Below are 23,405 nucleotides of genomic sequence, written 5' to 3'. Positions count from 1 at the left end.
ACATAAACTTCATTATGCGACTTTATACTTCGTGTTGCGATAGTATATTATCGTATGTATGCTGGACTCCGGTCATGGAGGTTCCTCAGAATGCGCCATTTACTCAAAAAACTCCTCCCCTCGGTTGCAGTCGCTTTGACCGTGACAGGTTCTTCGCTGCCAATACCCGCCCGCGCGCAGACATACCCGATCGATTGCGCGATCCTCTTGTGCCTGTCTGGCGGCTGGCCTGCTTCCGTCCCTTGCGCCCGAGCCCGCGCCGAATTTATCCGGCGGATTACACCTTGGCCGGTCGAACCACCGCTGCAAATCTGGCGCTGTCCCATGGGCGCCTCCTACGAGAACGATCGGTTACAAAACAACGCTGGCCGCATCTTTGAAGCCTTGTACCGAACCGACACCCGTCGACCGCTTCAATCCTTGCCAGTAGATAATCTCCTTCCCACCGACCTCGCCCTGCGGCTCGTTCAGGACCGCGCGGACATCGATATCAGCGGGCCAGAGTTCAATTTCGTGCGGTCCATCCGCGTCTTCGATGTACGGTATGCACGACAGCACGAGTCCGGGCGCGATGGGGATTGTAACCGAAGCGCGACCGTGGTCCTCGGCACCTACGGGACCCAAGGCGACTTCTCATGGCAGCGATCTTCGATAACTGCCCTGCCCGAGGCCCATGTGGGACTTGAACGTTGGGGCGAGCATTGCCCTGGCATTTATCACCGATCCGTCTTCGTCGATTGGCGTGACTATGACGGCAACTACGGGTTCGAGCAGGTGAACTACTGACCTGCCGCCACGTAGATTTGTCATGGAAGACGGCTTCTTTGGCTTGCAAGACCTCACCGCATACGCTTCGCGGTCCACATGCTGTTTGGCGTTTAGGCAAACACCGCGGGTTCGCTCTGTTCACCCGTCGTCGCTTCTTCCGATCCTCGTCAGCGCATCGAAGTCGATTTCTTGCTTCTGTTCGTCACTTATATCCGGCCGGGTTTCCGATACCGGCTGGGGCCCTTGGACGTCCCACATCACCGCATGTGAGCCTGTACTCCAGCGATAAACCCAACCAACAACACTGCACCCATCGGTCCCGATCAGATTGGCGATCGCGACGCCCTCACCCCTATCATCGTTCACTGTTTACTGACTTCCTGCACTGTGGCGCTGCGAATTGCGGCGTGGGGTTGCAGAGCGTTCACTACGACCGCGCGCCGGGCTTCTTTGATGTTGGCTAACTGGTCCTCAAGGAGGGAATGATCATCAGACCGGGAAAATGGGTTCCCGTGTTCTCAACAATTCATTTGGTTCAAATCCTGTGGTCGGGCTCCGTGGCGGCTTCGACAATCGACAGGACTTCATCTTTGTCAAAACCAATGACCCTCGCCAGAACTGTAAACTCCACGACGTCGATACGACGCTCGCCACTTTCGAGACGTGCCACAAATGACTGGTGGCGTTTGAGCTTCGCCGCCAACTGCTGCTGGCTGAGACCCGCATTTTGACGTGCATCAACCAACGCACGGACGAGCGCCAACTGGCCATTTGTTCTGATTGTCTTTGCCACGCGTCACATACCTTTTGTGACGTCGCTAGCGGATGAAATCTGTTATCTAACAAGTAGATATTTGAGGGTGTTATCGGCGTCCGGTTTCCATGGGCTGCAAGTCTGATGCTCCCGAGGTTGCCCATCAATCCCCTACCAATTGCAGAAATCGGCCGTAGTCCTCACTGACCTCCCTCGCTTCCTCGAACGCGCGGGCCCGTTCACCGTCGAGGCAACGGAAGTAGCTCTGGATATCCTGAATGTAATCTTCGAAGTCGCCGCGGATGATATCCGCATAGTCCCGCGCGGCCTGCGAATCGCTTGGCAGGAAAGGACGGGATGGCGCAAAGCAGGATTCCGCCAAAACCGGCCCGGGAACGCAGATCAGAAGGGCCATAGCTTGCAATGGGAGCAGGCATGTCAACCTTGGGTTTCTCAAACCTGTTATCTCCTTGATCGCGGACACTGGCCGTGACTAGTGTTTGCGTAACCAAACTACAGCTAAAGCACGATATTACATCTTGCGGTTGATAATATACTATCGTAACTCTGGGCTTCAAGTAGGAATGCCTGGGGTCGCGCAATTGGAGAAAGCGTGAGCCGGGCCATGAACTGGGACATCGAAGCACCAAATGTGGTTACGGAAGCCAGGTTCCGCGAACTCGTGGAAAGCGGCTATAGCGCAGAAATCCTGTGCCAAGAGTCGGCACACAAGAAAGGCCCCAGCTATTACGGGGTCTGGATCATGCGTGTTGTCTCTGATGACGGGGTGGAAAAGCTCCTCGTCACCGCCCGCACGCGGACGACCTACAACGATATCAAGATCCGCGAGTTCAAGACGATCTCTGGCGTGGTGTCTTTCTTCATTGGCCTTGGCTTTGCGCATGTCGACCTGCCGCTTGAGGCGGGGACAAGCCGTACGCACAAACTTGCGCCGTCAGACAAAGCCCCATCAGACAAGGGCGCTGGCAGCTAACCTCGTCTGTTTCTGGCTGGTCGCAGCACCTGCCTCAGCGCAAATGGTCCTGGTCATGGAGGGCGACGGCTCCCTGATCCCGTCCCGCTCCCAAAGCAGCTTTGCCCGAAACTACAATGACGGGATTGGTCAGGGTTCGGCCTCCGATGGGATCGCGATCTTCGGCGAGGTAGAGGCCGAGCAAGAGGGCGTCCAAGTCGCGGCCCTTGCCCGCCCGACTCCCCTGCCCCGCGCCGATGTCCTCTCCGGGATTCAACCACCGCCCTGCGCTATGCCGGCCATCCCGGTCTTCGCCGCGCGGGTCTGTCCGTCACGGATTGGCTGACCCTCTATCGAGCCAATATCGAGGTTGAGAGCGCCTACCGGCAGGATGCGATTTCAAGTGCAGGTGCCATTGGCCTTGGCCAGCTGATGCCCGCCACTGCCCGTGATCTCGGCGTTGACCCACGCGACCCGCTGCAGAACCTCGACGGGGCCGCCCGCTACCTCGCGATGATGTTGGACACGTTCGGCGATCCACGCCTTGCCCTTGCAGCCTACAACGCCGGACCCGATGCGGTCCGCCAGTACGGCGGCATTCCCCCCTACCGAGAAACCCAGAACCACGTGGCCCGCGTCATGACTGTCGTGGCCCGATTGGAAGGATCAAATTCATGAAACAGATTTCAAACCTCTTCGTCGCCGCGCTGGCGATCTTCCTGCTCATTGCAGAACCGGCCCTGGCGCAAAGCATCGACCTCTCCCCAATCCAGAGCCTGCTGCAAGGTATCGTCGATGCGTTGACCGGCCCGCTTGGCGTCGTCATCGCCACACTCGCGGTCCTCGGCGTTTTCTTGAGCTGGTTCTTCAATATCATCGACCTGCGCCAAGCGCTTTGGGTGCTTGTCGGCATCGCTGGTGTCGCCGCCGCCCCCACCATCGTTGCGGCGGTCTTTGCCGGTGGCTGAGCGCGCGCCTCTCTTTCTCGGCCTCGTGCGCCCGCCCAAGCTTCTGGGCCTGCCCATCATGTATGCGATGGTCTGGCTCTTCGGTTCGGTGCTCTTGTTCGTCTGGGTCCAGCATATCGCGGTGCTGGCTGTCGCGGCCCTGCTCTACCCGGTGCTGTGGAAGGCCGCAGATTGGGACCCGCGTTTCATCGACGTGATGATGACGGCCCTGCAGGAGACGCCGCCCACGCGCAACAGGTCCATCCATGGCGGGGACAGCTATGCCCCGTGATGCTGCGCTCGATGCCCGCACAATGACGCCGGACTGGTATGCGCGCGAGACCCGCCTCGCGCATATGCTGCCCTATGTGAGCCTCGTTGACGACCAGACCGTGCGGACCCGGGTGAACGAACTCTTCCGCTGCATCCGGCTCGAGGGGATCAACAGCTACACGACGGACGATGCCTATCTCGACAAGGTGACGGCGCTTTTTGCCCGCATCGTCGCGCAACTTGGGCCGGAATTCAGCTATTACGTCCACATGGTCTCCAAGGCCATCAAACCTGATCTCGACCCGATCCGTGAGGACAGCTTCGCAGGCGAGGTTGACCGGCGCTGGCGCGCGAAACTCGAGACCAGCGGGCTCCGCGACAAAACACTGACGCTCACTGTCATTCACCGCCCGCCCCCCAAAAGCCTCCTGCCGTTCCTCAGCCGCAGCGCGCCGGACCGACTGAAGGAGGAGACCCGCAAACGCCTGCAGCGCCTCGGTGAGGCCGTGAACGTCTTCCTCTCGGGGCTTACCGAGCTCAAGCCGCGCTTGCTGTCGGCCGCATCGGGGGAATTGGTGGGGTTTTTGGGCGCGCTCAACACGGGCACCGAGCTGCCGCTCTACCCGGCCAACACCTACGGATTTCTGTCCGTCAACGTCGCCAATACCCGCGTGACGTTTCATGGCGATCATTTCGAGCTCTCTGAAGGCGTCGTGGGCCACCGCTACGGCAAGAGTTTCACCATCGGGGAATACTCGGAAGGCACCTCCTGCACCATGTTCGACATGCTGAACCTGCCGGTCGACATGATCGTCACGCAGTCCTTCAGGCCGATCAATTCGAACCTCATGGCGGGCCGCATCAAGCGGCAAAAGCGGCAGATGCAGGCCAGCCAGGACGCGGCCCTCTCGCTCCTAGAAGCCCTCGATATCGCCGCCGATGATCTCGAGGCCAGCCGCCTCGCACTGATCCGCGACGATCAGGGCTCAATCGTCGTCGATGCCGATCTGAGCGCCCTTGGGCCAAATCTCACCATCCTTGGCGGCATGGAAAAGGGCGAAGCGCTTGTCGGCGCCGATTACCGCGACCGCCCCGACTTCTGGAGGCTTTCATGATTCGTACCCTGTTTCTTCTCACCGCGCTCGGCGCTTTGGCCTCCTGCGCCCAGTACCAGGAACCGCAGGCGAACTGCTTCACATTCCTTTCGTCCACGGCACCTGTCGCGCCTGATTGTGACTTCACGCCCCTTGGCACCCCGGAGGGCGACATTGAAGTCTAGCCTGCCTCATATCCTGGCGTTTTGCCTGCTGCCCGGTCTCGCCTTGTCTCAACCCGAAATCGCGGTTCAGTCGATGGGGAGCTTTCGTGGCATGGGCCAGCTCATGGGCCCAGACCCCGTAGAAATTGCGCGGGTCCTGGAACCGCGTGATGGATGGCATGTAAACCTTGTCCACGGGGGGCAAATAGTACGCCTCCGTGCCCGTGAAGACGGTTGTGATGTCGATGGCATCGAAAAACGCCTGCATGTGCGGGATGGGCTCGGACTGCGGATGCTCGGGAACGGGCTCCGGGTCAGGGTAGAAGCTGTCGGGCAGGCCCTCGATCTGGCAGGCATTGAACACACGGTAGGATTTCTGGAAGCGGAAGATACGGGCTTCCTCGGAGTGATCATCCCCGTCGCTGTGATCATGCTCATCGCCGGCGTCTCTCCGGCTTTGACCGTAATAAACGACGACAGAGGACTTTTCGCCCTTGCGGACCTTTGCGTCCAACGCATTGGCCTGCGGCAGCGTCATCCAGAAGGGAGAGCTGTGGCCCGCCATCGCGGTCCGCATCGTCAGCAGGAAGTTGTTCACTCCCTGGTAGGGTTCCCCGCCCACGCGCAGGGGACGACAGCTGCCACCTGCGGTCCATGGCTTGCGCCACGGCAGGACGCCGCGCTCGATGATGCGGATGATTTCGTTTGTGATGACCTCTGAGGCATCGAATTTGGGCGTACGGGATCGGGCCATGGCTGGCCTCCTTTTCGAGTTTTGGTGAGAGGGAGTGGTGACTAGGTTGACCGACAGGGGCGCGGATCGTTGGCGATCCTGGCACCGAGGGCTTCGACCATGTCGATGTAGGTGGTCAGCGACACGGACTTGCCGGGACCCGAAGAGTCAGGGTCGACCGATCCGTCCCGCGCCACCCGCGGCAGGTTCGCGAAGGCGATGACATCGGTGACGGGTCGGATATCGATGAACGGCGTGCCACGTGCGACCGCAAGAGTGGCCAAGGGAAAGCGCTCGATCGGCGCGAAACTCGACACGGTGGTCAAGCCGAGGTGGATGAATGTCCCGCCCTCTCCGCAGATCACATGCGCGTTTGGCAATAACGCCGCCTGCTTCAGATAGCCAAGCTCACGCAGGACAGTCTCGCGCTCGAGCCGTTGTGCCTGCCCCGTCGGGCCGGTTCGGCGTAGTTCCTTGTGTCGCCACCACCAGGCAGCGGTCGCGCGCAACACGCGCAAAACACCTGTTTGCATCGGAATGCCCTTCATCAGGAAAGACAGACCGGAATCCGGCCCGGACCCATCTGAGGGACCCCAAAGGCCCTCATCCGTCAGTCACAAAACCCGAAGGACACTTTTACTTTTCTCGAGCATTGACCCTGTCCTGGCCAATTTCAGCGGGTCCTCACCACACCGCGCCATGCCTGCGTTTTTGTCGAAGCCATTGATTTGGAACAGCAGAGGTATCTGCGGACGCAAAATCCGCAACGGGAATCGGCAAAATCTTGCACAAGGTGCTAAATTATCGTTACTTGGCAGATAGTTAGCATATTCAGCAGATCGGCAAGATATTTTCTACAGCCCTGCCTACACCTGCGGATGCGTAACATCTTTTAATCTTACCCTCTTACGCCGCTTGCCCGCTGAGCCTGCCATAAAAGCTACGCTCAAGATGCAGCTCCCCTGCCCCGGCTTTCTCGACCATGCCGCGCAGATATCCGCCTGGTGAGGCAACCTCGCCCGCGCTGTGCTTCTCGAACACAAGTGCAAACGCAGCCGTGGCCACCTGAGTGCCCATTCGGTCCTGAGCCACGTTCCAAGCATGCTCCGAAATCCCGATCATCGGCCTGAGTTGCCCGGCAACCCGATGCAGATCGCCCCAATCCTTCAGGAATCCGCCCATATTACGCGCCCAGGACGCGAACTCTGGACAGGCCTGCATGATTGTTGGCAGGTCAAGCGCGGTTCGCTTCTTGCGCACCTCTGCAACCCAGTCTTCCAGTTCCCCATCAACCCGCTCCTCGGGTCGTGCATTGGGCACGACATCCGCCGCTTCCTCTTTTTCAGAGGAATTACTGGTTACAGGAATAAGTTGATTTGTAATTAGTATATGAGGTTCAGAAATGACCTCCCTGGGGTTCATTTCTTGAGTCTTCCTTATAGCTTGGGCGTCATTTTTGTCGGTGTTTTCCACAGGGTTTATCGCACCAGTCGCCTTGAGATAGGCCGCCTCGACTCGTTCCTGAAGTTCCTTGAACCACGCCAGTAGTCGCTCCAGTTGTTCAGAGGCGTGATGGCGGCGCGGAAGTCGGTCCAGAAGCTCCTCGAAGAGACCCGTGAATTGCGTCCAGGGCCCGCGCAACGCGCCGCTTACCGCCGCCTCGATCCGCGCGCGGATCATCCGGCGCGCAACCGTGATCTGACGCTTCAAGCGCTGGCAGAGCTCGCGCTCGGCCTGCAACTCGGCCTGCAGCTCTTCAAACTCCTCGACTCGAGCCGAAAGCGGCGACAGATCGAAGCCGTAGGCCTCGACGATACGTCCCTCAGCGTCTCTGCGGCCCCACCGTTTGCCATTCGGGCTATCCTGGAAAGAGATCACACCGTTCTCTGCCAGACGCCGCGCATGACGCTTGAGTGCCGACAGAGAGAAGCCGGTCTGTTCCATCAGATAGGCGTTAGAGGCCCAGACGATCGGGCGCTGCCCCTCCTCCCAGTCCTGGGCCTGCGTGAAGGCCCCCAGTGTATCGAGGAGCATCATGTCGCCGGCCTTCAGACCTATATGCGCTCCAACGCGCTTGAGCGCGACAAATGCCCGCGTCTTGGGTACTGCTACCCGTTCACCGGCTTGGGCAAGCTGCTCAGCAACCCCAAGACCCGGTGTCGGCTTGCGCCAACCTGTATGTTTCATGCCTGTATCTCACCTCCGGTTGTGTGGAGGCAAAAGAAAGCCGTTCGCTCAGAAGCGTTCGTCGTTGACAGTGAATCCTGTGAGACTTATCTTGAAGGTGACCAAACCATTAAGATCAGCTCTCAGGCCACACCGCTTGGGGGCTTTTCTTTTGCCGTTAATTCACTTGTCGTTCCTTTTTTGCTCCTTGCCTCATCGTTCCGAAGAACATCTCACCAACGCTGTCTTCAGTCGGTATCCTTCTCCGTGTTTTCGACGTTCAAATAGCTTGCGACTAAGTCTCCAAGCTTTTCGAGACGCTCTTGGTCAATCGGCACTCCTGCAACCTTGATTGATAGGTTTCCATCGACGGAAGTGACCGAAAGATTTCGGTTGCCCACCTTGCGCTTTACGGTGAGTTTTTGGGGCTTTGTCTTTGGTTTTGGCTTGGCTTTGTTTGTTCTCTCCAAGCTCGCTAAGGCACCCTGTAAATCACGAAAGCTCATGTCGTAGACGTTCTTGAACGTGTTCAAGATTTGATCCTGCGCAGCGAAAACGGACCGTGCTCGCGAGACTAGGCTCTCATGCACACCAATTTTCTTGGCGAAGGCCACAGCTGTCAGTTTCTCTTCGCCAGAAGCCAGCGTCTCATACATTTCACCAATCGAAACCAATCGCTCAAAAGGGCTGAGATTCTCGCGCTCCTCATTCTCGCGAAACCGGAGAAACAACATTTCAAACTTGCTGTTCTCAGCGTTTCGCGCGTCAGGCGGGGCAAGTATTGCACGAAGAGGTACACCGAGCTCTGACGCGGCAGCCAGTCGGCGGCGTCCTGTCAGCATCACGAATGGAACCCCCGCGATATTCGACGGGTCCAACGGATCCGGCTGCCAATCCGGATCCTCCGGCCACACTAGAATGGGCGTGTCCTGCCCGTTCGAAGCGATGCTGTTTACCAAAGACCTAAAGGCTTCCTGGGACATCCAGTCTTGTCGGCGGTCGGTTCCCATTGGATCGGAGATTTGATCTGGCGACAGGCTTATCTCATGGCGACCGTTGAGGATATCCAAACAAAGCTCGGCTCTGCTTCGCTCTACTGCAGCTTGCGACTGCGCAAGCGCTCCTGATTTCCAGGCACTGCCGGCCCCCTTGAAAGGAGTCGAAACAGCATCACTCGATTCTGTCCTGCCTTCGGAGCCGCTCGCACGTTCCTTGTTTGTATCGAGATTGGTAGCCTTGCTGACCAGCGACCTTGGAATACTGCGTTTCATGCTTCACCCTCGCCGTCATCTTCATAGAATTCGTCCATCCAAGTATTGGCGTAGCCACGTTCGAGTCCTGGCCAGAGTCGCGATATTATGGCGTCGTTCACGGCATCGGCATTCGTGATGAACCGGTTGATCCCCTTGCGCTTTCCCGGGGTGTCTGGCTCGTATTCGTATACGGACTGATAGACGTCCGAAGCGTTCGAGATCGCGTCGGAACGCAAATAAAACACGGGCAGAATTTCCGTGGGGCAATGTTCTAGCAGGTTTCCGATGTGGTTAAGATCCTGCGCATTGGACCGTTGAACGATCGTTGGCAACAGCATGTTCGCACCGGTTCCGATCTCGATCCTTTCATGGGCCAGGATGTGCTGAAGCATCCCAAGCAGGCCAGTCACAAAGGTCGACAACGTCGCAATGTCGAACCCCTTCATGGTTTGCGGTATGACCAGTGAAGTAGACGCAATCACGTTATTCAACTGGAACAGTGTGAGCGCGGGTTGATAGTCGATGATGATGACATCCAGCGTCTCCGCTAGTGCGGTGTCGAGCCGCTCCTGGTCGACCTTGCCGTCGACTACCAATTCGTTGGGTGGCGTTTTCGGTGGGTGGCCCGCTTTCCAGCGGTCGATGGCATCGCGTAGGTAGCGGTAAAAGCTCTTTCCGGCGGGGGCTTCGCGGACAAGCCGCGCAATCTGGATCTCACCCTCGGATGTTTCGCCGTGAGCTGGAAGCAGGCGCAGGCCTGGCCAGGAGGTCTTGAGAAGGAAGCTATCGAGCGTTTGCGCATCGTGGTCGGTATATGGCGCGTCTTCCGACTGAAAGAGTCCAGCAAAGTCCACCATAGAGGCGGTGTTTTCGTCGGGCATTTGGGGAAGGCCCTCTCCCCCGACGAAGTAGAGCGTTATTGTACTTTGCGGGTCAGCATCCATAACACCGACACGCATGCCGTAGTGCAAGCTGAGATACTGGGCAAAATGCGCGGCGCTCAGACTTTTGGCGGTCCCGCCTTTCTGGCTTGCAAACGAGATGACGGGCAAAGGTGCGTCAGGCTTCCGCCAGGCCAGGTAGTCGTACGGCCGCTTTGCCGAGGCTGCCAGAAGGGCCCGCATGTGCATCAATTCTGAAAGCGTGAAAACACGCTCTCTTCCAACATATTCTCCTGCGGGAAAGTCATCGCTCGAATTGGCGAACTTGGTCAGATACTGAATACTCACATTGAGAAACCTAGCGCACTGGCGCATGGACCAGGTTCGCTTGATGCGCTGACGCAAGGTGAGTTCCTTGTTCACTGCCACCATCGTGCGCTCAAGCCCACGTGACAGATCCGTCAAAAACTGTTCTAAACTACCGCTCATTTATAAGCCCTGACTTCGGTTGGGTCCGAGTTCGACTCGATTCTGCTTCAATGGTAGCACGGTTCTGAGCAAAAGATAAAGATACCACGCGCCTATAGGTTTCAGGCGCTTATTTTGAGGTTCAGTGGCTCCAGAAACTCCAATCTTGAACGCGTTCAAGATTGGAGTTTAAGTCGGTTGACCAGAGCGAAGCCGATCAACCATGCATGTTTCACGCCGCGTCTTTCGGACCCCAGGAGATGACCGTCCTAGTTGGTGGCTTTGCCCATGTTTGCGTTGAAGCCGTGATCACAGATGCTCACCGTGAAGTAGCCAGCGCCGGTCTCCCCTTTCTGAATCTTCTAGATGCCGCCGCACTGGTCAGCTTGCCTCACGGGGAGCGTCCGGCGACGCGTTGCGCGAAGGCCGTCCTGTTCGACCTCGCGACGGGTTCGATGGCAATTTCCAGGTCGGAGGTCAAGATGGAGATTGAGCCGAAGCCTTTGGCGGTTTCGTTGTCGGCGCTTGTGAAACTGATGCAGCCAGAAGGGCAGCTGCGCGGTTGACCAAGGGCTGACCACGCTGGATGCGAAGCGCCGCATAGAAGGGTAGGGGAGGAAGATGGGCCACAGCCGTTGTAGACGGGGCGGCCGCTGCGATGTGCATTCCATGCAACCGGTACGCACCGGGAGACCTGCGGGGACCGGAAAAAATCCCACAGGGAAATGCGCGGCGTACTTAAAACTGAACAAAACAAGTAGACCCCTTACTCTCGTGCACGCGCGCAACAAGCGTTGCGCTATAGTGCTCTCAACAGCCCGATCCCTTGCTCAAGAGGCACTGCACGAACGCCTTCGGCCACGGGGACGTCATGCTCTCCGGCGTAGATCAACAGCTTCCGGCTAGCCTTGATGTCTTCCGCGCCCACATAGAACCCGCGCGAGACCTTTGGCGCAGTCGTGCGCTTGATCTCAACGGCCCAGATGTCGCCCCCAGGCAGGCGAAGGACCAAGTCAAGTTCAGCTCCGGCAGAAGTGCGATAGAAGAAGGGTTCGGTGCCGGTTGGTGCAGCGGCAAGAAGGGCCTCGATACATAACCCCTCCCAACTGCCGCCAACGACGGGGTGCCCGAGCAAGCCCTCGATTGTCCCAATGCTTAACAGGGCATGCACGACCCCGCTGTCGCGGACATAAACCTTTGGCGATTTCACCAAACGCTTGCCGACATTCTCATGCCAGGGCTGCAGTCGCCGCACCAGCATGAGATCAACGAGCAGATCGAGGTAGCGTCCAATCGTTTGGCCGGAGACGCCCAGCCCCTCGGCGAGGGCTGCAGCGTTCAATAGACCACCTTGCACATGCGCAAGCATTGTCCAGAAGCGCCGCAAGGTTGCGGCTGGAATACGCGGTCCGAGTGCAGGGATGTCACGTTCCAGATATGTACGCAGAAAATCCAGACGCCAATCCATGCTGGCTTGATCGCTTGAAGCCATGAAGCTGTCAGGAAAGCCACCACGCAGCCAGAGCGCATTCAACTGATCAGCCCCCACCTCGGTAAGCTGTAGAGGGGGCATTTCGATATACCTGACACGTCCAGCAAGGGATTCTGCCGACTGTTGGAGTAGGACGTTGGAGGCTGATCCCAAGAGCAGGAACTGGCCCGCTCGAAAACCGGCCCGCCTGCGCTGGTCGATCTGACCACGCAGGCTCTTGAAGAGGCCAGGCATCTGCTGCACCTCATCGAGGATGACGAGTTTTCCCGCCTGTTCATCCAGATATAGATCCGGTTCGGTCAGGATCTGCCTGTCCGCATCTCGTTCTAGATCAAGGTATACCGATGGTTGCTCCGAAGCTATGTCTAGAGCGAGCGTGGTTTTCCCAACCTGCCGGGGGCCGAGGAGGACAACAGCAGCTTGGCTCTCGAGCGCGGATTGCACAAAGTGATGAGTTTGGCGCTTATACATACCTTGCAATTACTCCACACGATGGAAGATCTGCAAGGATAAACTGCTTAGCAGGTAAAGTTGCCACTTAATTGGAGATGTCGCATGATGTGACGAACAGGCTTAGCGTCAAAACTCACTCATATCATCCCAAGCCGCTTCGCCCGCTCCAGCAACATCTTCACTGATGATGGCTGCCAGCTTGTCCGGCCGCGGGGTGTGCGCTCACGCATGTTCTCCAAGCGGGCGCAGATGGCCTGAAGCGTAATGTCGGGATCGGCGCCCTTGATACCCGCGACGATGGCGGGCAGGCGATCATCTCGCGCACGCGGGCCCGCGCGATCAAGCACGGTCGCGGGGAGGAACCCATCGCGGACATAGGCGTTCACAGCGCGCAGCAGACGGCTTTGCGTCCAGCGCCGGGCCTCGGGTAGGGGGCCGTTGATGATGCGCACCAGATCTTCCCAAGCCAGATCGGGACGCAGCCGACGCACATGGGGCACCCAGTCCTGCGCAGTTTCATTCAGGCGTTCTATATATCCGTCCTGTCGCGCCAGTCGGACCTTGCGTAGCGCAGCCGGATCCCGGGCGCGCAGGCCAGGGTTTCCGCCGACCCGCCCCTTTGTTCGTGCGCTGGCAAGCCCAGCCTTGGTCCGTTCACGGATCAGGGCGCGCTCGAACTCGGCTGCTGCACCCAGAACCTGCAGCGTGAACTTGCCCTGCGGGGATCCGGTGTCGATCGGGTCCTGAATCGAGCGGAAGAAGGCGCCCTTTGCTTCCAGCCGTTCGATCACCTCCAGCAAATGCGACAGCGACCGCGCAAGCCGGTCGATGCGCACCACCACCAGCGTATCGCCCTTGCCGATCCGTTCCAGCAGCCGCGCCAGCACAGGCCGCGCACGATCACCGCCAGAAGCCTGTTCCTCATGGATTTCGACACAGCCCGCTGATTTCAGCGCCTGCGACTGGGGCAGGGGGGTCTGATCCTCGGTCGATACTCGCGCATAGCCTATCAACGGCATCAAATCCTGCCTTTTGCAGTTTAGGATACGGCTAATAAACGACCGTTTGACGGCGGTGGGTAGAGCGCGGCCTTATGGGCCGTTCGTCGACGAGTATCAGATTCCATTGATCAAAACCTCGGATTGGCGTATATTGCCAATGAAGGAGATCTGCCCATGGTGACACGCAATGTTGTCCTGACCGAAACTCAAGACCATCTGGTCCAAGCACTGGTGGCGTCTGGACGCTATCAGAACGTGAGCGAAGCGATGCGCGCGGGCCTGAGACTGCTTGAGCAGGAAGAGGCACAGCTTGCCGAGATCCGTCAGGGGTTGCTCGAGGGATTGGCGCAGGCCAAGGCGGGTGATCTTGCGGAGGGCAGCGGCAAAGATGCGATCCGTCGGGCCTTTGCGACTGCGCGCGCTCGTTCATGAACCGATCCTTCCGGCTGACGCGTCGTGCGGAAACCAGCCTCATCGAGATCGCCAGATGGACGATCGAGAATTTTGGGCTGCGTCAGGCAGAGCTCTACGAGGCGGAATTGCTCAGCCGCTGTGAAGGTATTTTGAACGGTCAGGTGTATAGCCGGAGTTGTGCGGTTCTCGTGGATGAGGCTGCTGACTTGCGGTTCGCTAGGGCAGGGGAGCATTTTCTGATGTTTCTCGACCAGCCCGACGAGGTCGTCATCGTCGATATCCTGCACTCTCGCAGTGATGTGCCTCGTCATGTGGCGGCGCTGACGACGAAGAAGAACGAAGGCCTCTGAACTGCTTCACAAGCCCGCGGCCCTTGTCAGGTTCACCCGGAAGCGGTCGCGACGCCGCTGGTAGCGACGGGTCATCTCGGCTGAAGCATGCCCAAGGTGCTTTTGGACGTAGCGCTCATCGACCTCTGCGGAACTGGCCAGACCCGCGCGGAGAGAGTGCCCGGAAAACAGGGCCAGTCTGTCCTTTTCGGGAAGCTCCGACCTGATCCCGGCGTCCTGGACCGTGCGCTTGATCAGGCGCGCGACATGCTTGTCGTTGAGCCGCGTTTCCAGCGCGCGTTTGCCATCGCGCGAGGTGCCGACAAAGATCGGGCCGAAGTCGATCTTCGCAAACTGCAACCATTGCTCGAGCGCACGGACAGGGCAGGTCTGGTCCTTGGAGCCGCGGCCGATCTCGACCTCGCGCCAGCCGGTCTTGGCGTTGAGGGTGAGCAAGGCGCCTTTGTCGAAGATCTCGATCCAGCCGCCCGAGTCCGGCGTGTCGTCTTTGTGAACGTCGAGACTGACGATTTCGGAACGACGCAGGCCGCCGGCGTACCCCAGAAGCAAGATCGCGCGGTCCCGCAGCCCGCGCAGGTCGAAAGGTAGCGTGGCCACCATCGCGAGGATGTCTTCGGCAAGGATCGCCTCTTTCTGGACCGGCGGGCGCGCGTGCTTGCGTTTGATTCCCGCCAGCACCGTCGCAATGTGGCGGTTCTTGCGATCAAGCGCAAAGCCTCTTTGCGCATAGTTCCACGCAAGGCCTGAGAGGCGGCGTTCGATTGTCGATACCGAAAGGGCAGGGGAGGGGCCCGACCCGGAAGCCAGATCCGCAAAGTAGAGCCCGATCATCTCTGATGATGGAGGCAGCGGCTCCGCGCCTTTCATCCGACACCAGCGTGTGAAGTGCGCCCAGTCCTTTGCGTAGGCCTTCAGCGTATTGTCCGAGGCCGCTGCACGGGCATAGTCACGCGCGGTGTCGACCAGGCGATCGAGGCTGCCCGACCCCGCGACATGAGAGGGCAGGGTGATCCCATCGCCTTTTTCTTGATTCCTTGCGTCAACCTGAGCATTCTGAATTGCATCAGAGTTTGATGGAGTCGGTGGCTCGTCCTCTGATGCCATTTTCCAGTGAATCCAGCAGTGAAATTAAACTACTTTCCAGCATAAATTATTGTGTCCGATAATGCAAACTTATTGGACATATAAAGGTTCGGCAACCCGGGGCGGTTTGTACATTATATTGTGGATCAAAGCGCCGCCGCGAGATAGTGTTGTGGCATGACATATGCCCGCTCAACCTTCGACAACGACCGTGAGAGCTTACCCCGGATGCCGCCCTGGGTCATCTCGGCACGCACCGAAACCCTTGAAGATGTGGCGTTTTTGTCGGGCGCAGCACTGAGCCACCTGCATGTTGTGTTAGGATACGAGCCTGTCCCCCACGCCTTGCTGCGGGATCGGCTGGCGCTGCGCGCAGCGGAGGCCTGTGTTGCGTTTTCGGGTCGTCTGGAGCGGGCACGGGAGCTGCGTGATGTGGTCCATCTGCTGCGCCCCGGCGACCTGCCCGGTCCGGCAGGCGAAACCTGTCTGGCGTGGCGTCGCGCCACGGAAAGGCCGCTGACCGTGAAAGCTCTGGTCCGTGCGCTGCCTGAACTTCAGGGTGATCAGATTGCGCATTGGCTCGATGCCGGGCAGGGAGCAGCGGTCAGTCGCGCGGCAATGGTGCTGGAGGCGGTACTAAACGATGCCCCCCGTGCCGAGGTGTCCGCACTCGTCCTTGCTGACGCGACCCTCGCTCAGGCGCTTGGTTGGGATCATGTCGTGCCGCTTCTGGCCGCAGGCCTGAAACGCGCCGACATACGCAAGCGAGGCGAAGACCTACGCTCGGCTTGTCATCGTGCGCTCGTTTCATCGGCGGTCGATGCCGTGCGTCTCTCAACTGACCTCGCGCGGCGGGCAGCGCAACTCAAAGCGGTCGCGCCGAAGCTGCGGGCCAAAGGCGCGGGGGATGCCGTTGAGATGTTCCTGACCCAAGATGCCGTCGCGCCTGCGGCCCTGCCACTACCGGACCGGTCCGCACGGCGGCTCTGTGACCGGTTGGTCGATCTCGGCGCGGTGCGCGAGCTGACCGGCCGCGACACGTTCCGACTCTACGGGATCTGAGCGATGGCCAAGGATCACGCCGAAACTGACTTCGATCGGGAATTGGACGATCTGCCAACCGAATTGCGTTGGCGTGAATGGATGCGGCGAATTGAAGCCGTTCTCTTCGCCAGTGCAGCGCCGGTGCCGCGTGAGGACCTCGCGCGCGTGGTGGGGCAGGGGGCTTCGGTCGATCTGTTGGTCGAAGACCTGGTCGCCGATCTCGAAGGACGATCCTTCGAAGTGGCGCAGGTGGCCGGCGGCTGGATGTTGCGCACGCGGCCCACCTACGCCCCAGCGATCAGGGCCGCTGCGGATGTGGGCGAACAGCTTCTGGACCTGGACGAATATGATGTCGCGGTGCTCGCTGCCATCGCCTACCACCAGCCGATCACCCGGGACGGGCTGAAGGACATCTTCGGCAAGGAGATCAGCCGCGATCTGATCGGGCGACTGCATGCGCGGTTGATCGGAACCGGCCCACGGTCGCCGCGGCGTGGAGCACCCTATACCTATGTGACGACGGAGCAGTTCCTGGTCGCGTTCGATCTGGAGTCGCTGCAGGACCTGCCCGATCAGGAGCAGATGGAGGATGCAGGGGTCATCAATTCGCAGGCGTAGCCGTTGCCTATGATGCGCGGCCGTTTGAGTGAAGGCGGTTGATGGCTAGCTGTAAACCAGCCAAATCAGGATGCCTGGAGCGCGTCTTTGCTTGCGGTGTTATCTGTGACGTGATCTCTGCCCTTAATGATGCCACCAGGTCGGAATGCTTGGGCGTAGCCAGTGCAATGCGGGTCCAGAGATCAATTGCAGGGTGCTCGGAACGTTTTTGGAGGTGCGGCATTCCATCGGCCAACTGGCAGAACAATACGTAGCGAACCCGGTGCGGCAAGCGCGAAATCGACGTCGGCTCGCCCTTGAACGTGAAACAAGCCGCTCCGAGCATGACGGGCAGAGATGTCTTTCCATGCCGTCCAACCTCGCCGACCAGTACGGGCGAGATATCGTGGACACGTGCGATGCGACGCAGGAACGAAAAGATTGCTTTCACGTCCTGTCGGCGCCCTCGAAGGGCGCTGTGAAACTTATCGAAGATGAGCAGGCGGGGTTTCAAGTTGTCCAGCAAATGATCCACCTGCTCGCCCGCGCGCGACAGGCTCCGCCAACCAGACGCCTGAGGCGCGCGCAACCCGGCAAGAATGCTGGCATAGAAGTGAGACAGCCCGGCACCCTCTCGGGTCTGGATCACCCATATCCTTTGACGTTCTGACTGACGCAAATGTTCAATCGCGAAGCGTTCGGCGATCATCGTCTTGCCATTATGATAAGGGCCCGTCAGCAAGAGCCCTCTGGGGCGCAAAGCTACTGGCCGATCGAGCAGCAGACGCATGGCGTCATGGGCGCGACTTGCAACCGGATGGCTGATCCAACGGGCCGTCCGGATATGGGCGATGCGGCACGCGTCACCGGCATTGAGAAGTGATGCGGCGGAGTTCAGGAGGTGATCCGTCATTTTACCAATCCTCCACCGGGAAAACGCGCCGCGGGCGTTCGGGGTCGGGCGTTTCGCGGAGTGGTGTCGGGACAGGAGTCAGGCTCTGGTAGGGTTTCGGCGCATGAGCCGCATGCCTGGTCCGTGCGATTTCCTTCAGCCTTTGCTTCTTCGATGCCGAGGCATCCACGGTCGCCGCGATTTCGCGACGGATTGCGGTCTTCTCCTCGATCGGGCGCCGACCGGTTTCGCGCGCTCGGCTTCTTTCGGCCCTGTGCTGCCAGAGGGTGACCGCCTCAAGCAGTCCATCCCGCCGCCCCACAGTGCGCCAGGTTCCTGTATCTGGATCCTTGATGTAGATGTGGCTGATGTCCCGAGGATCATAACGAACATCGAGAGAATCCAATCGATCACGGCGGGCGACCAATGGGCCCATCAATGGATCGAAATAGTCGTTGGCAAACAGGCTGACACCCTGAGGTGAAATCCTGCGTGTCTTGTTCGGGAGAAAGCTGAGCAGAACGTCGAAAGGGTTGTCTTCCGGGCCATCCGGCTGACGGCATTTTCGTTCCCATTCCTTGGTCGGGACCGTCAGCTTGCGTTCATTCTGGCTAAGATTGTGATCGATAATCGCCAGCGCGATACAGCGTTCGAGGTCTGCAAAGTTGAGCCTCGCACGGTCTTCGGACAGATATTCACCCCGATCTGCGATGGAACGCCCGGTCTTGCCAGGCAGGGAGCACAGTACCGTATTCACCTTGCCGAGAAGCCGTTCGACAACCCCGCCACGATGGACGGTCCCCTTGTTCCGGCTTTCAATTGCAATGCCGTAATCAGCACATCCCCGGATGAAACTGGTGCTTCTGAATTCCATGGCGGAATCCACGACGACCTTCTTCGGGCGACCAAACATCGGCCAGGAATGATTGATGTCGCGCGCTGCCAGCCAGTCCTCCTTGCGGCACATCGCCTGCGCAAGACAGAGGGCGACCGACAGGCGTGAGGGCTTCTCGAGGGTCAGGCAGAAGCCAACAATCGCGCTTGTTGCAACATCGGCTGCGATAGTGAGATAGGGGCGTCCGACATAGATGCCCTGACCATCGATGACTTCTACAAACTGAATGTCGGCGGGGGTGTGGTCTATCTGGACGACATCGAGTGCGTGGTTGGCCCGGATATAGCCTGGGCGGGGTTTCAGGCGCCGTAGGCTTTTCCCTCCAGCGCAACCTTGCCTGGATGGAAGCGCATGGGCTGATCCGCGAAGTGACAGGGCAGGGGCGGTACAGGATGTGGCGCGCCACGAACTGACGGCTCTGAACGGTCCTTCACTTGGTGGGTTACAGGATCGCCCCGACATTCAAGACTTTGCTCAAGCTGTGCAAGTTGGTGATCCGGATAGCACAGATGCGGTAGAGGATAAGGTGCCGGCAAGGGCACTCTGCCACGGAAACTGCGGTGATTGACTATCCGCGTACCGAGCTCCCCAGCCACTCGCCAATGAATTCGCTTGCGTCGGCAGTTACGAAAACATATCGGTAAACGACGATAGCCGATTTTAGATGAGGCCAAGATGACAGAAGTCCAGCAAGACCTTGAGGACATGAGAATGGCGGCAACAGCCAAGGCCCTGGGCCATCCGGCGCGATTGCGGATCTTGCGCCTGCTGGCGCGAACACCGGGCTGTATCGGCGGTGATATCGTCGAGGCCGTCGGCCTCGCGCAGTCCACGGTGTCCGAACATCTCCGCATTCTGAAAGATGCTGGCGTGATCGAAGGGCAGATCGACCCGCCGCGGGTCTGCTATTCGCTCAGCCCTGGGGCCTTGCAGCCTCTCTCGGCGCTGATTGAAGAACTCGACATCATTCGCAGCGAATCCGCCTGCTGCGTAAACCCTGCTAGAGCCCAAGGTTGATCAATGTCCCTTTTTGAACGCTATCTGTCTGTCTGGGTGCTGTTGTGCATCGTCGCGGGCATCGTGCTGGCCTCGTTACTGCCCGGCCTGTTTGCAGCGCTGGCAGCGCTCGAGTACGCCTCGGTAAATCTCGTTGTCGCCGTCCTGATCTGGGCGATGGTCTACCCGATGATGGTCGCCGTGGATCTGAGCGCGCTGAAAGGCGTGGGCAAGCGCCCCAAAGGCCTGATCATCACCGTGGTCGTGAATTGGCTGATCAAGCCCTTCACCATGGCCGCCCTCGGCGTCCTGTTCTTCGAGTACGTCTTTGCGGACCTGATCGACCCGTCGGATGCAGGCCAGTACATCGCCGGGCTGATCCTGCTAGGCGCGGCACCCTGTACGGCGATGGTATTCGTCTGGTCGCAACTGACCAAGGGGGATCCGAATTACACGCTGGTCCAGGTGTCACTGAACGATGTGATCATGGTTTTCGCCTTTGCGCCCATCGTGGCTTTGCTGCTTGGCGTGACAGATATCGCCGTTCCTTGGGAAACGCTGGTTCTTTCCGTTGTTCTGTATGTCGTTCTGCCGCTTGCTGCCGGCATCTTCACCCGGTCCAGACTGATGACCCGGGGTGGAGAAGCAGCAGTTTCTGCTTTCACCGCACGGATCAAGCCCGCCTCGGTTCTGGGGTTACTCCTGACAGTGGTGCTGTTGTTCGGGTTTCAGGGCAGCGTCATCACGGAAAACCCGTTCCTGATCGTCCTGCTTGCCACGCCGATCCTGATCCAGTCCTACGGGATCTTTGCCATCGCCTATTTCTGGGCGTGGCGCTGGAAAGTGCCGCATAAGGTGGCCGCCCCCTGCGCGCTGATCGGTACATCGAATTTCTTCGAGCTGGCCGTTGCTGTGGCCATTGGCCTGTTCGGTCTCAATTCCGGGGCTGCGCTGGTGACGGTGGTCGGCGTTCTGGTGGAGGTTCCCGTGATGCTTTCACTCGTCTGGTTCGCTAACCGCACATGGTCGCGAGGACGGCAAGGCGCTGTTCTGTGCGGCGGGCTGGCGAGGCTGGCAGGCCCCGGGCAAGACCCGCGAACAGGCCGCGCACCGGTTCTGGATCAACAACGTCCGCGCCAACATTTTCTGGCAGAACCAGTTCCTCGACCAGGACAACGATTTCGTCCAGGATCGCTACCCGCACCCGTTCGTCGAGATGCATCCCGATGACATGGTCGACCTGGGACTGAACCCCGGCGACCTGCTCGAGATAATCAACGACAACGGTGTGACGCAGGGCATGGCCTATCCCATGCCGACGTTGAAGCGGAACACAGTGGCGATGGTCTTCGGCTCGCCCGCGGGCAGCCAGGGCAACGTGGTGAATCCGGGCGTGAATGAGTTGGTGCTGCCGGATTACAAGCACTGCTGGGGCGACATCCGCAAGATCTCGGATGCGACTGCCCAGACCCGGGGCATCTCGTTCAAGTCGCACGAGATCATGCTCTGACCTGACAATACCGGCCCGCCCCCGACACTCGGGGCGGGCCTTTTTCCTTTGGGAGGGGGAAAAGCCATGTCGAGTCTTGCGGTCTGTTCAACAGGCAAATCCGGGCCAACGCTTTCCGTCGACGCTGCACGCCTACGTGCCATCGCTGCGGCCTGCCCAGTTACTGGGCAAGAGATGCTGCCGCTTGAACAAGCGGTCGGTCGCATAACGGCCACCCCGATCATGGCGGCTCACGCGCTGCCACCCTTCGACAATTCCGCCATGGATGGCTATGCCTTGCGCTTGTCAGATCTGACCGGCGAAGGCCCATGGCACCTGCCCGTGTCTGTCCGCATCGCGGCCGGCGACACGCGCGCCCTCACACTTCCGCCCGGCACCACGGCCCGCATCTTCACCGGCGCGCCGGTGCTATTCGGGGCTGATGCCGTCGTGATGCAGGAACAAGTCTCGCGCGACGGAGACATGATTTCTCTGACGAACGCGCCCCGCTCCGGCCAGAACATTCGTCGCCGCGGTGAGGATGTGGCCGATGGCGCACAGGCCTTGGCCGCCGGGCTGGCGCTGACCCCGCCCAGGCTGGCTCTGCTGGCAGGGTGTGGGGTGGCGTCCGTTGCCGTGCGCTCCCGCGTGCGCGTGGCCATGCTGTCCACTGGCGACGAGTTGGCAGAGCCGGGTAGCGCCCTTGGGCCGGGGCAGATCTACAACTCCAACCGTGTGCTTCTGCGGGCGACGCTGGCTCGCCTCCCGTGGGTCGACCTGACCGATCTCGGCATCCTTCCGGACAACCCCGCTAGTATCCGTGTGGCCATCCGCCATGCCGCACAGACCCATGATGTCGTGATATCCTCGGGCGGCGTGTCGGCAGGCGAGGAGGATCACATCCTTGACGCGTTACGTCTCGAAGCAGCTGAATTGGAGGTGTTGAAGGTCGCGATTCGCCCCGGCAAGCCGCTGACTATCGGCAGGCTCGGGCGGGCGCTTTATTTCGGCTTGCCGGGCAATCCCTATGCCGCTGCGATCACGTTCACTCAGATCGCGCGGCCGGCCCTGCGCCGGGCGGCGGGGCTGATGGAGGAACCGGACAGCTGGCTGCCCGCAGTCGCGGGGTTCACCTATTCCCGCTCAACCGGGCGACGCGAATACGTGCCGGTCACATGGTCACAGAGAGATCCGATGCAGCGACCGATTATCGACCGGTTGGGCCAAGGCGCTTCAGCATCGCTGTCTCCAATCGCTCAAGCCATGGGAATCGCGGTCATACCTGCGGAGGTCGAGATGGTCAGACCCGGCCAGCCTTTGCTGGTGGAACCGTTGTACGATTGATAGTCAAAAAACGCAGTTTTGTAGTTGTCGCCTGATAACAATTGCAGCGTGACTTGTTTTGAGGACAGTCACGATCAAGTCGCCTCGCAAGTGCCCCGATCCCGACCTAATCTTGATAAGACAGGAAAACGAACACCCCCTGTTTTCCTAGGCTCAGGACTCATAGCCAGTAGATGACGATAGCGGCGAGGGCGATGGCCGAGAGGAAGACCTTGGGGCACCTGTCGTATCGCGTGGCCACGCGCCGCCAGTCCTTGAGCCTGCCGAACATGATCTCGAAGCGGTTGCGCCGCTTGTATCGGCGCTTGTCGTATTTCACCGGCGTCTTCCGTTGTTTCCGGCCGGGGATGCAGGCGCGTATCCCCTTGTCTTGCAACGCTTCGCGGAACCAGTCGGCGTCGTAGCCGCGATCCCCGAGCAGCCAGTCGACATCGGGCAGGCTGCCGAGTAGAGCCCGAGCGCCGACATAATCGCTGACCTGTCCGGCGGTCACGAACAGGTTGAGCGGACGTCCTTGGCTGTCGCAGATGGCGTGCAGCTTGGTGTTCATGCCGCCCTTGGTGCGCCCGATCAGGCGTCCACGCCCCCCTTTTTGACGCCCAGGCTGGTCGCTGTTCGGTGGGCTTTGAGGTAGGTGGCATCGATCATGACGGTCTTCTCTTCGCAATGGTCGGCAGCCAACCCGGCCATCATCTGAGCGAAGACGCCCTTCTCGCTCCATCGCTTCCAGCGGTTGTAGAGCGTTCTCTGATTGCGGCCTCGTCAAGAGTGAGGGCTGTCCGTCCGGGGTCATGGTTCTCTCCGAGGTCGCATTGAGCGCCTCATGATGGTTTTCGGCGGCGGGTCGTCTCCAATGTCTTGTGCGGGGTGTGGCGCCTGGC

General features: G+C 59.6%; 24 protein-coding genes and 4 pseudogenes. 15 read left to right on the top strand and 13 right to left on the bottom strand.

Annotated elements, in window-relative coordinates; translation table 11 throughout:
• Positions 1-90 precede the first annotated feature (90 nt).
• Positions 91-786 (top strand): hypothetical protein, encoded by a 696-nt coding sequence (locus DU478_RS22280; RefSeq protein ID WP_233501555.1) that lies wholly within the window; start codon positions 91-93, stop codon positions 784-786.
• Positions 787-1,303: 517 nt separating this feature from the next.
• On the opposite strand, the gene DU478_RS22270 is transcribed toward DU478_RS22280, so the two are convergent.
• Both DU478_RS22270 and DU478_RS22265 read right to left on the bottom strand, forming a co-directional pair.
• Positions 1,304-1,561, bottom strand: coding sequence for a helix-turn-helix domain-containing protein (locus DU478_RS22270; protein WP_028284972.1), 258 nt, complete (start codon positions 1,559-1,561; stop codon positions 1,304-1,306).
• A 124-nt stretch (positions 1,562-1,685) separates the two neighbouring features.
• A complete protein-coding gene (locus DU478_RS22265; RefSeq protein WP_064223255.1) occupies positions 1,686-1,937 on the bottom strand; it encodes a hypothetical protein in 252 nt (83 codons plus the stop codon).
• Positions 1,938-2,147: 210 nt separating this feature from the next.
• On the opposite strand from DU478_RS22265, the gene DU478_RS22260 reads away from it, so the two are divergent.
• The 5 genes and pseudogenes from DU478_RS22260 to DU478_RS22240 all read left to right on the top strand — a co-directional run bounded on the left by DU478_RS22260 (position 2,148) and on the right by DU478_RS22240 (position 4,830).
• Positions 2,148-2,516 carry a hypothetical protein gene (locus DU478_RS22260; protein WP_064223254.1) on the top strand — a complete coding sequence of 123 codons (369 nt, stop codon included), beginning with the start codon at positions 2,148-2,150 and terminating at the stop codon, positions 2,514-2,516.
• Between the two features lie 43 nt (positions 2,517-2,559).
• Positions 2,560-3,173: pseudogene (locus tag DU478_RS22255) on the top strand (lytic transglycosylase domain-containing protein).
• Entirely contained in the window at positions 3,170-3,463 is a 294-nt protein-coding gene (locus DU478_RS22250) for a TrbC/VirB2 family protein (protein ID WP_110281104.1), read from the top strand. The pseudogene DU478_RS22255 and the gene DU478_RS22250 overlap by 4 nt, the downstream one beginning before the upstream one ends.
• On the top strand, positions 3,456-3,734 hold the full coding sequence (locus tag DU478_RS22245; protein ID WP_025042451.1) for a type IV secretion system protein VirB3: 279 nt from the start codon (positions 3,456-3,458) through the stop codon (positions 3,732-3,734). The genes DU478_RS22250 and DU478_RS22245 overlap by 8 nt, the downstream gene beginning before the upstream one ends.
• Positions 3,724-4,830 carry a VirB4 family type IV secretion/conjugal transfer ATPase gene (locus DU478_RS22240; protein WP_233501553.1) on the top strand — a complete coding sequence of 369 codons (1,107 nt, stop codon included), beginning with the start codon at positions 3,724-3,726 and terminating at the stop codon, positions 4,828-4,830. Before DU478_RS22245 ends, DU478_RS22240 begins: the two co-directional genes overlap by 11 nt.
• A gap of 216 nt (positions 4,831-5,046) precedes the next feature.
• Here the strand turns inward: DU478_RS22240 and DU478_RS22235 are convergent.
• The 5 genes and pseudogenes from DU478_RS22235 to DU478_RS22215 form a co-directional block, all read right to left on the bottom strand.
• Positions 5,047-5,727 (bottom strand): annotated as a pseudogene (locus tag DU478_RS22235) (ArdC family protein); the annotation flags it as partial.
• Between the two features lie 41 nt (positions 5,728-5,768).
• A complete protein-coding gene (locus DU478_RS22230; protein WP_233501549.1) occupies positions 5,769-6,239 on the bottom strand; it encodes a hypothetical protein in 471 nt (156 codons plus the stop codon).
• A 373-nt stretch (positions 6,240-6,612) separates the two neighbouring features.
• Positions 6,613-7,893 carry a plasmid replication protein RepC gene (repC, locus tag DU478_RS22225; RefSeq protein WP_114513040.1) on the bottom strand — a complete coding sequence of 427 codons (1,281 nt, stop codon included), beginning with the start codon at positions 7,891-7,893 and terminating at the stop codon, positions 6,613-6,615.
• A gap of 227 nt (positions 7,894-8,120) precedes the next feature.
• A complete protein-coding gene (locus DU478_RS22220; protein WP_114513039.1) occupies positions 8,121-9,143 on the bottom strand; it encodes a ParB N-terminal domain-containing protein in 1,023 nt (340 codons plus the stop codon).
• Positions 9,140-10,495 (bottom strand): ParA family protein, encoded by a 1,356-nt coding sequence (locus DU478_RS22215; RefSeq protein WP_171046067.1) that lies wholly within the window; start codon positions 10,493-10,495, stop codon positions 9,140-9,142. The genes DU478_RS22220 and DU478_RS22215 overlap by 4 nt, the downstream gene beginning before the upstream one ends.
• A gap of 239 nt (positions 10,496-10,734) precedes the next feature.
• Between DU478_RS22215 and DU478_RS23040 the strand changes: the two genes are divergently transcribed.
• Positions 10,735-11,040, top strand: coding sequence for a hypothetical protein (locus tag DU478_RS23040; RefSeq protein ID WP_158545829.1), 306 nt, complete (start codon positions 10,735-10,737; stop codon positions 11,038-11,040).
• A gap of 233 nt (positions 11,041-11,273) precedes the next feature.
• Here the strand turns inward: DU478_RS23040 and DU478_RS22205 are convergent, their stop codons facing one another.
• Both DU478_RS22205 and DU478_RS22200 read right to left on the bottom strand, forming a co-directional pair.
• On the bottom strand, positions 11,274-12,437 hold the full coding sequence (locus tag DU478_RS22205; protein ID WP_114513038.1) for an ATP-binding protein: 1,164 nt from the start codon (positions 12,435-12,437) through the stop codon (positions 11,274-11,276).
• Positions 12,438-12,556: 119 nt separating this feature from the next.
• Positions 12,557-13,438, bottom strand: a complete 882-nt coding sequence (locus DU478_RS22200; protein ID WP_067626101.1) for a recombinase family protein — start codon at positions 13,436-13,438, stop codon at positions 12,557-12,559.
• Between the two features lie 156 nt (positions 13,439-13,594).
• Here DU478_RS22200 and DU478_RS22195 point away from each other — a divergent pair, with 156 nt between their 5' ends.
• Positions 13,595-13,852 carry a type II toxin-antitoxin system ParD family antitoxin gene (locus DU478_RS22195; RefSeq protein WP_114513037.1) on the top strand — a complete coding sequence of 86 codons (258 nt, stop codon included), beginning with the start codon at positions 13,595-13,597 and terminating at the stop codon, positions 13,850-13,852.
• A complete protein-coding gene (locus DU478_RS22190; protein ID WP_114513036.1) occupies positions 13,849-14,184 on the top strand; it encodes a type II toxin-antitoxin system RelE/ParE family toxin in 336 nt (111 codons plus the stop codon). Before DU478_RS22195 ends, DU478_RS22190 begins: the two co-directional genes overlap by 4 nt.
• A gap of 6 nt (positions 14,185-14,190) precedes the next feature.
• Here the strand turns inward: DU478_RS22190 and DU478_RS22185 are convergent, their stop codons facing one another.
• Positions 14,191-15,288 carry a tyrosine-type recombinase/integrase gene (locus DU478_RS22185; RefSeq protein WP_114513035.1) on the bottom strand — a complete coding sequence of 366 codons (1,098 nt, stop codon included), beginning with the start codon at positions 15,286-15,288 and terminating at the stop codon, positions 14,191-14,193.
• A gap of 156 nt (positions 15,289-15,444) precedes the next feature.
• Between DU478_RS22185 and DU478_RS22180 the strand changes: the two genes are divergently transcribed.
• A complete protein-coding gene (locus DU478_RS22180; protein WP_114513034.1) occupies positions 15,445-16,329 on the top strand; it encodes a DUF1403 family protein in 885 nt (294 codons plus the stop codon).
• A 3-nt stretch (positions 16,330-16,332) separates the two neighbouring features.
• The gene (scpB, locus tag DU478_RS22175; protein ID WP_114513033.1) at positions 16,333-16,929 is read left to right on the top strand and encodes an SMC-Scp complex subunit ScpB; all 597 of its coding nucleotides are present in this window, start codon (positions 16,333-16,335) and stop codon (positions 16,927-16,929) included.
• A 7-nt stretch (positions 16,930-16,936) separates the two neighbouring features.
• Here scpB and DU478_RS23495 read toward each other — a convergent pair whose 3' ends face one another.
• Entirely contained in the window at positions 16,937-17,821 is an 885-nt protein-coding gene (locus DU478_RS23495; protein WP_233501547.1) for a TniB family NTP-binding protein, read from the bottom strand.
• Between the two features lies 1 nt (position 17,822).
• On the bottom strand, positions 17,823-19,157 hold the full coding sequence (locus DU478_RS22165; RefSeq protein ID WP_233501544.1) for a Mu transposase C-terminal domain-containing protein: 1,335 nt from the start codon (positions 19,155-19,157) through the stop codon (positions 17,823-17,825).
• A 213-nt stretch (positions 19,158-19,370) separates the two neighbouring features.
• Between DU478_RS22165 and DU478_RS22160 the strand changes: the two genes are divergently transcribed.
• From DU478_RS22160 to DU478_RS22145, 4 genes and pseudogenes are all read left to right on the top strand, one after another.
• A complete protein-coding gene (locus DU478_RS22160) occupies positions 19,371-19,712 on the top strand; it encodes an ArsR/SmtB family transcription factor (RefSeq protein ID WP_114513032.1) in 342 nt (113 codons plus the stop codon).
• Positions 19,713-19,715: 3 nt separating this feature from the next.
• Positions 19,716-20,723, top strand: a pseudogene (gene arsB / locus DU478_RS22155) (ACR3 family arsenite efflux transporter); the annotation flags it as partial.
• 13 nt (positions 20,724-20,736) lie between these two features.
• Complete coding sequence (locus tag DU478_RS22150) at positions 20,737-21,201, top strand: molybdopterin dinucleotide binding domain-containing protein (protein WP_325048115.1); 465 nt, start codon at positions 20,737-20,739, stop codon at positions 21,199-21,201.
• Positions 21,202-21,267: 66 nt separating this feature from the next.
• On the top strand, positions 21,268-22,524 hold the full coding sequence (locus DU478_RS22145; protein ID WP_114513031.1) for a molybdopterin molybdotransferase MoeA: 1,257 nt from the start codon (positions 21,268-21,270) through the stop codon (positions 22,522-22,524).
• A 160-nt stretch (positions 22,525-22,684) separates the two neighbouring features.
• Here the strand turns inward: DU478_RS22145 and DU478_RS22140 are convergent.
• Positions 22,685-23,271, bottom strand: a pseudogene (locus DU478_RS22140) (IS5 family transposase); the annotation flags it as partial.
• Positions 23,272-23,405: the final 134 nt, after the last annotated feature.

Origin of the sequence: Thalassococcus profundi, from assembly GCF_003344785.1 — a bacterium.
GTDB lineage: Bacteria > Pseudomonadota > Alphaproteobacteria > Rhodobacterales > Rhodobacteraceae > Puniceibacterium > Puniceibacterium profundi.
This window is presented reverse-complemented; position numbering and strand designations above follow the sequence as displayed.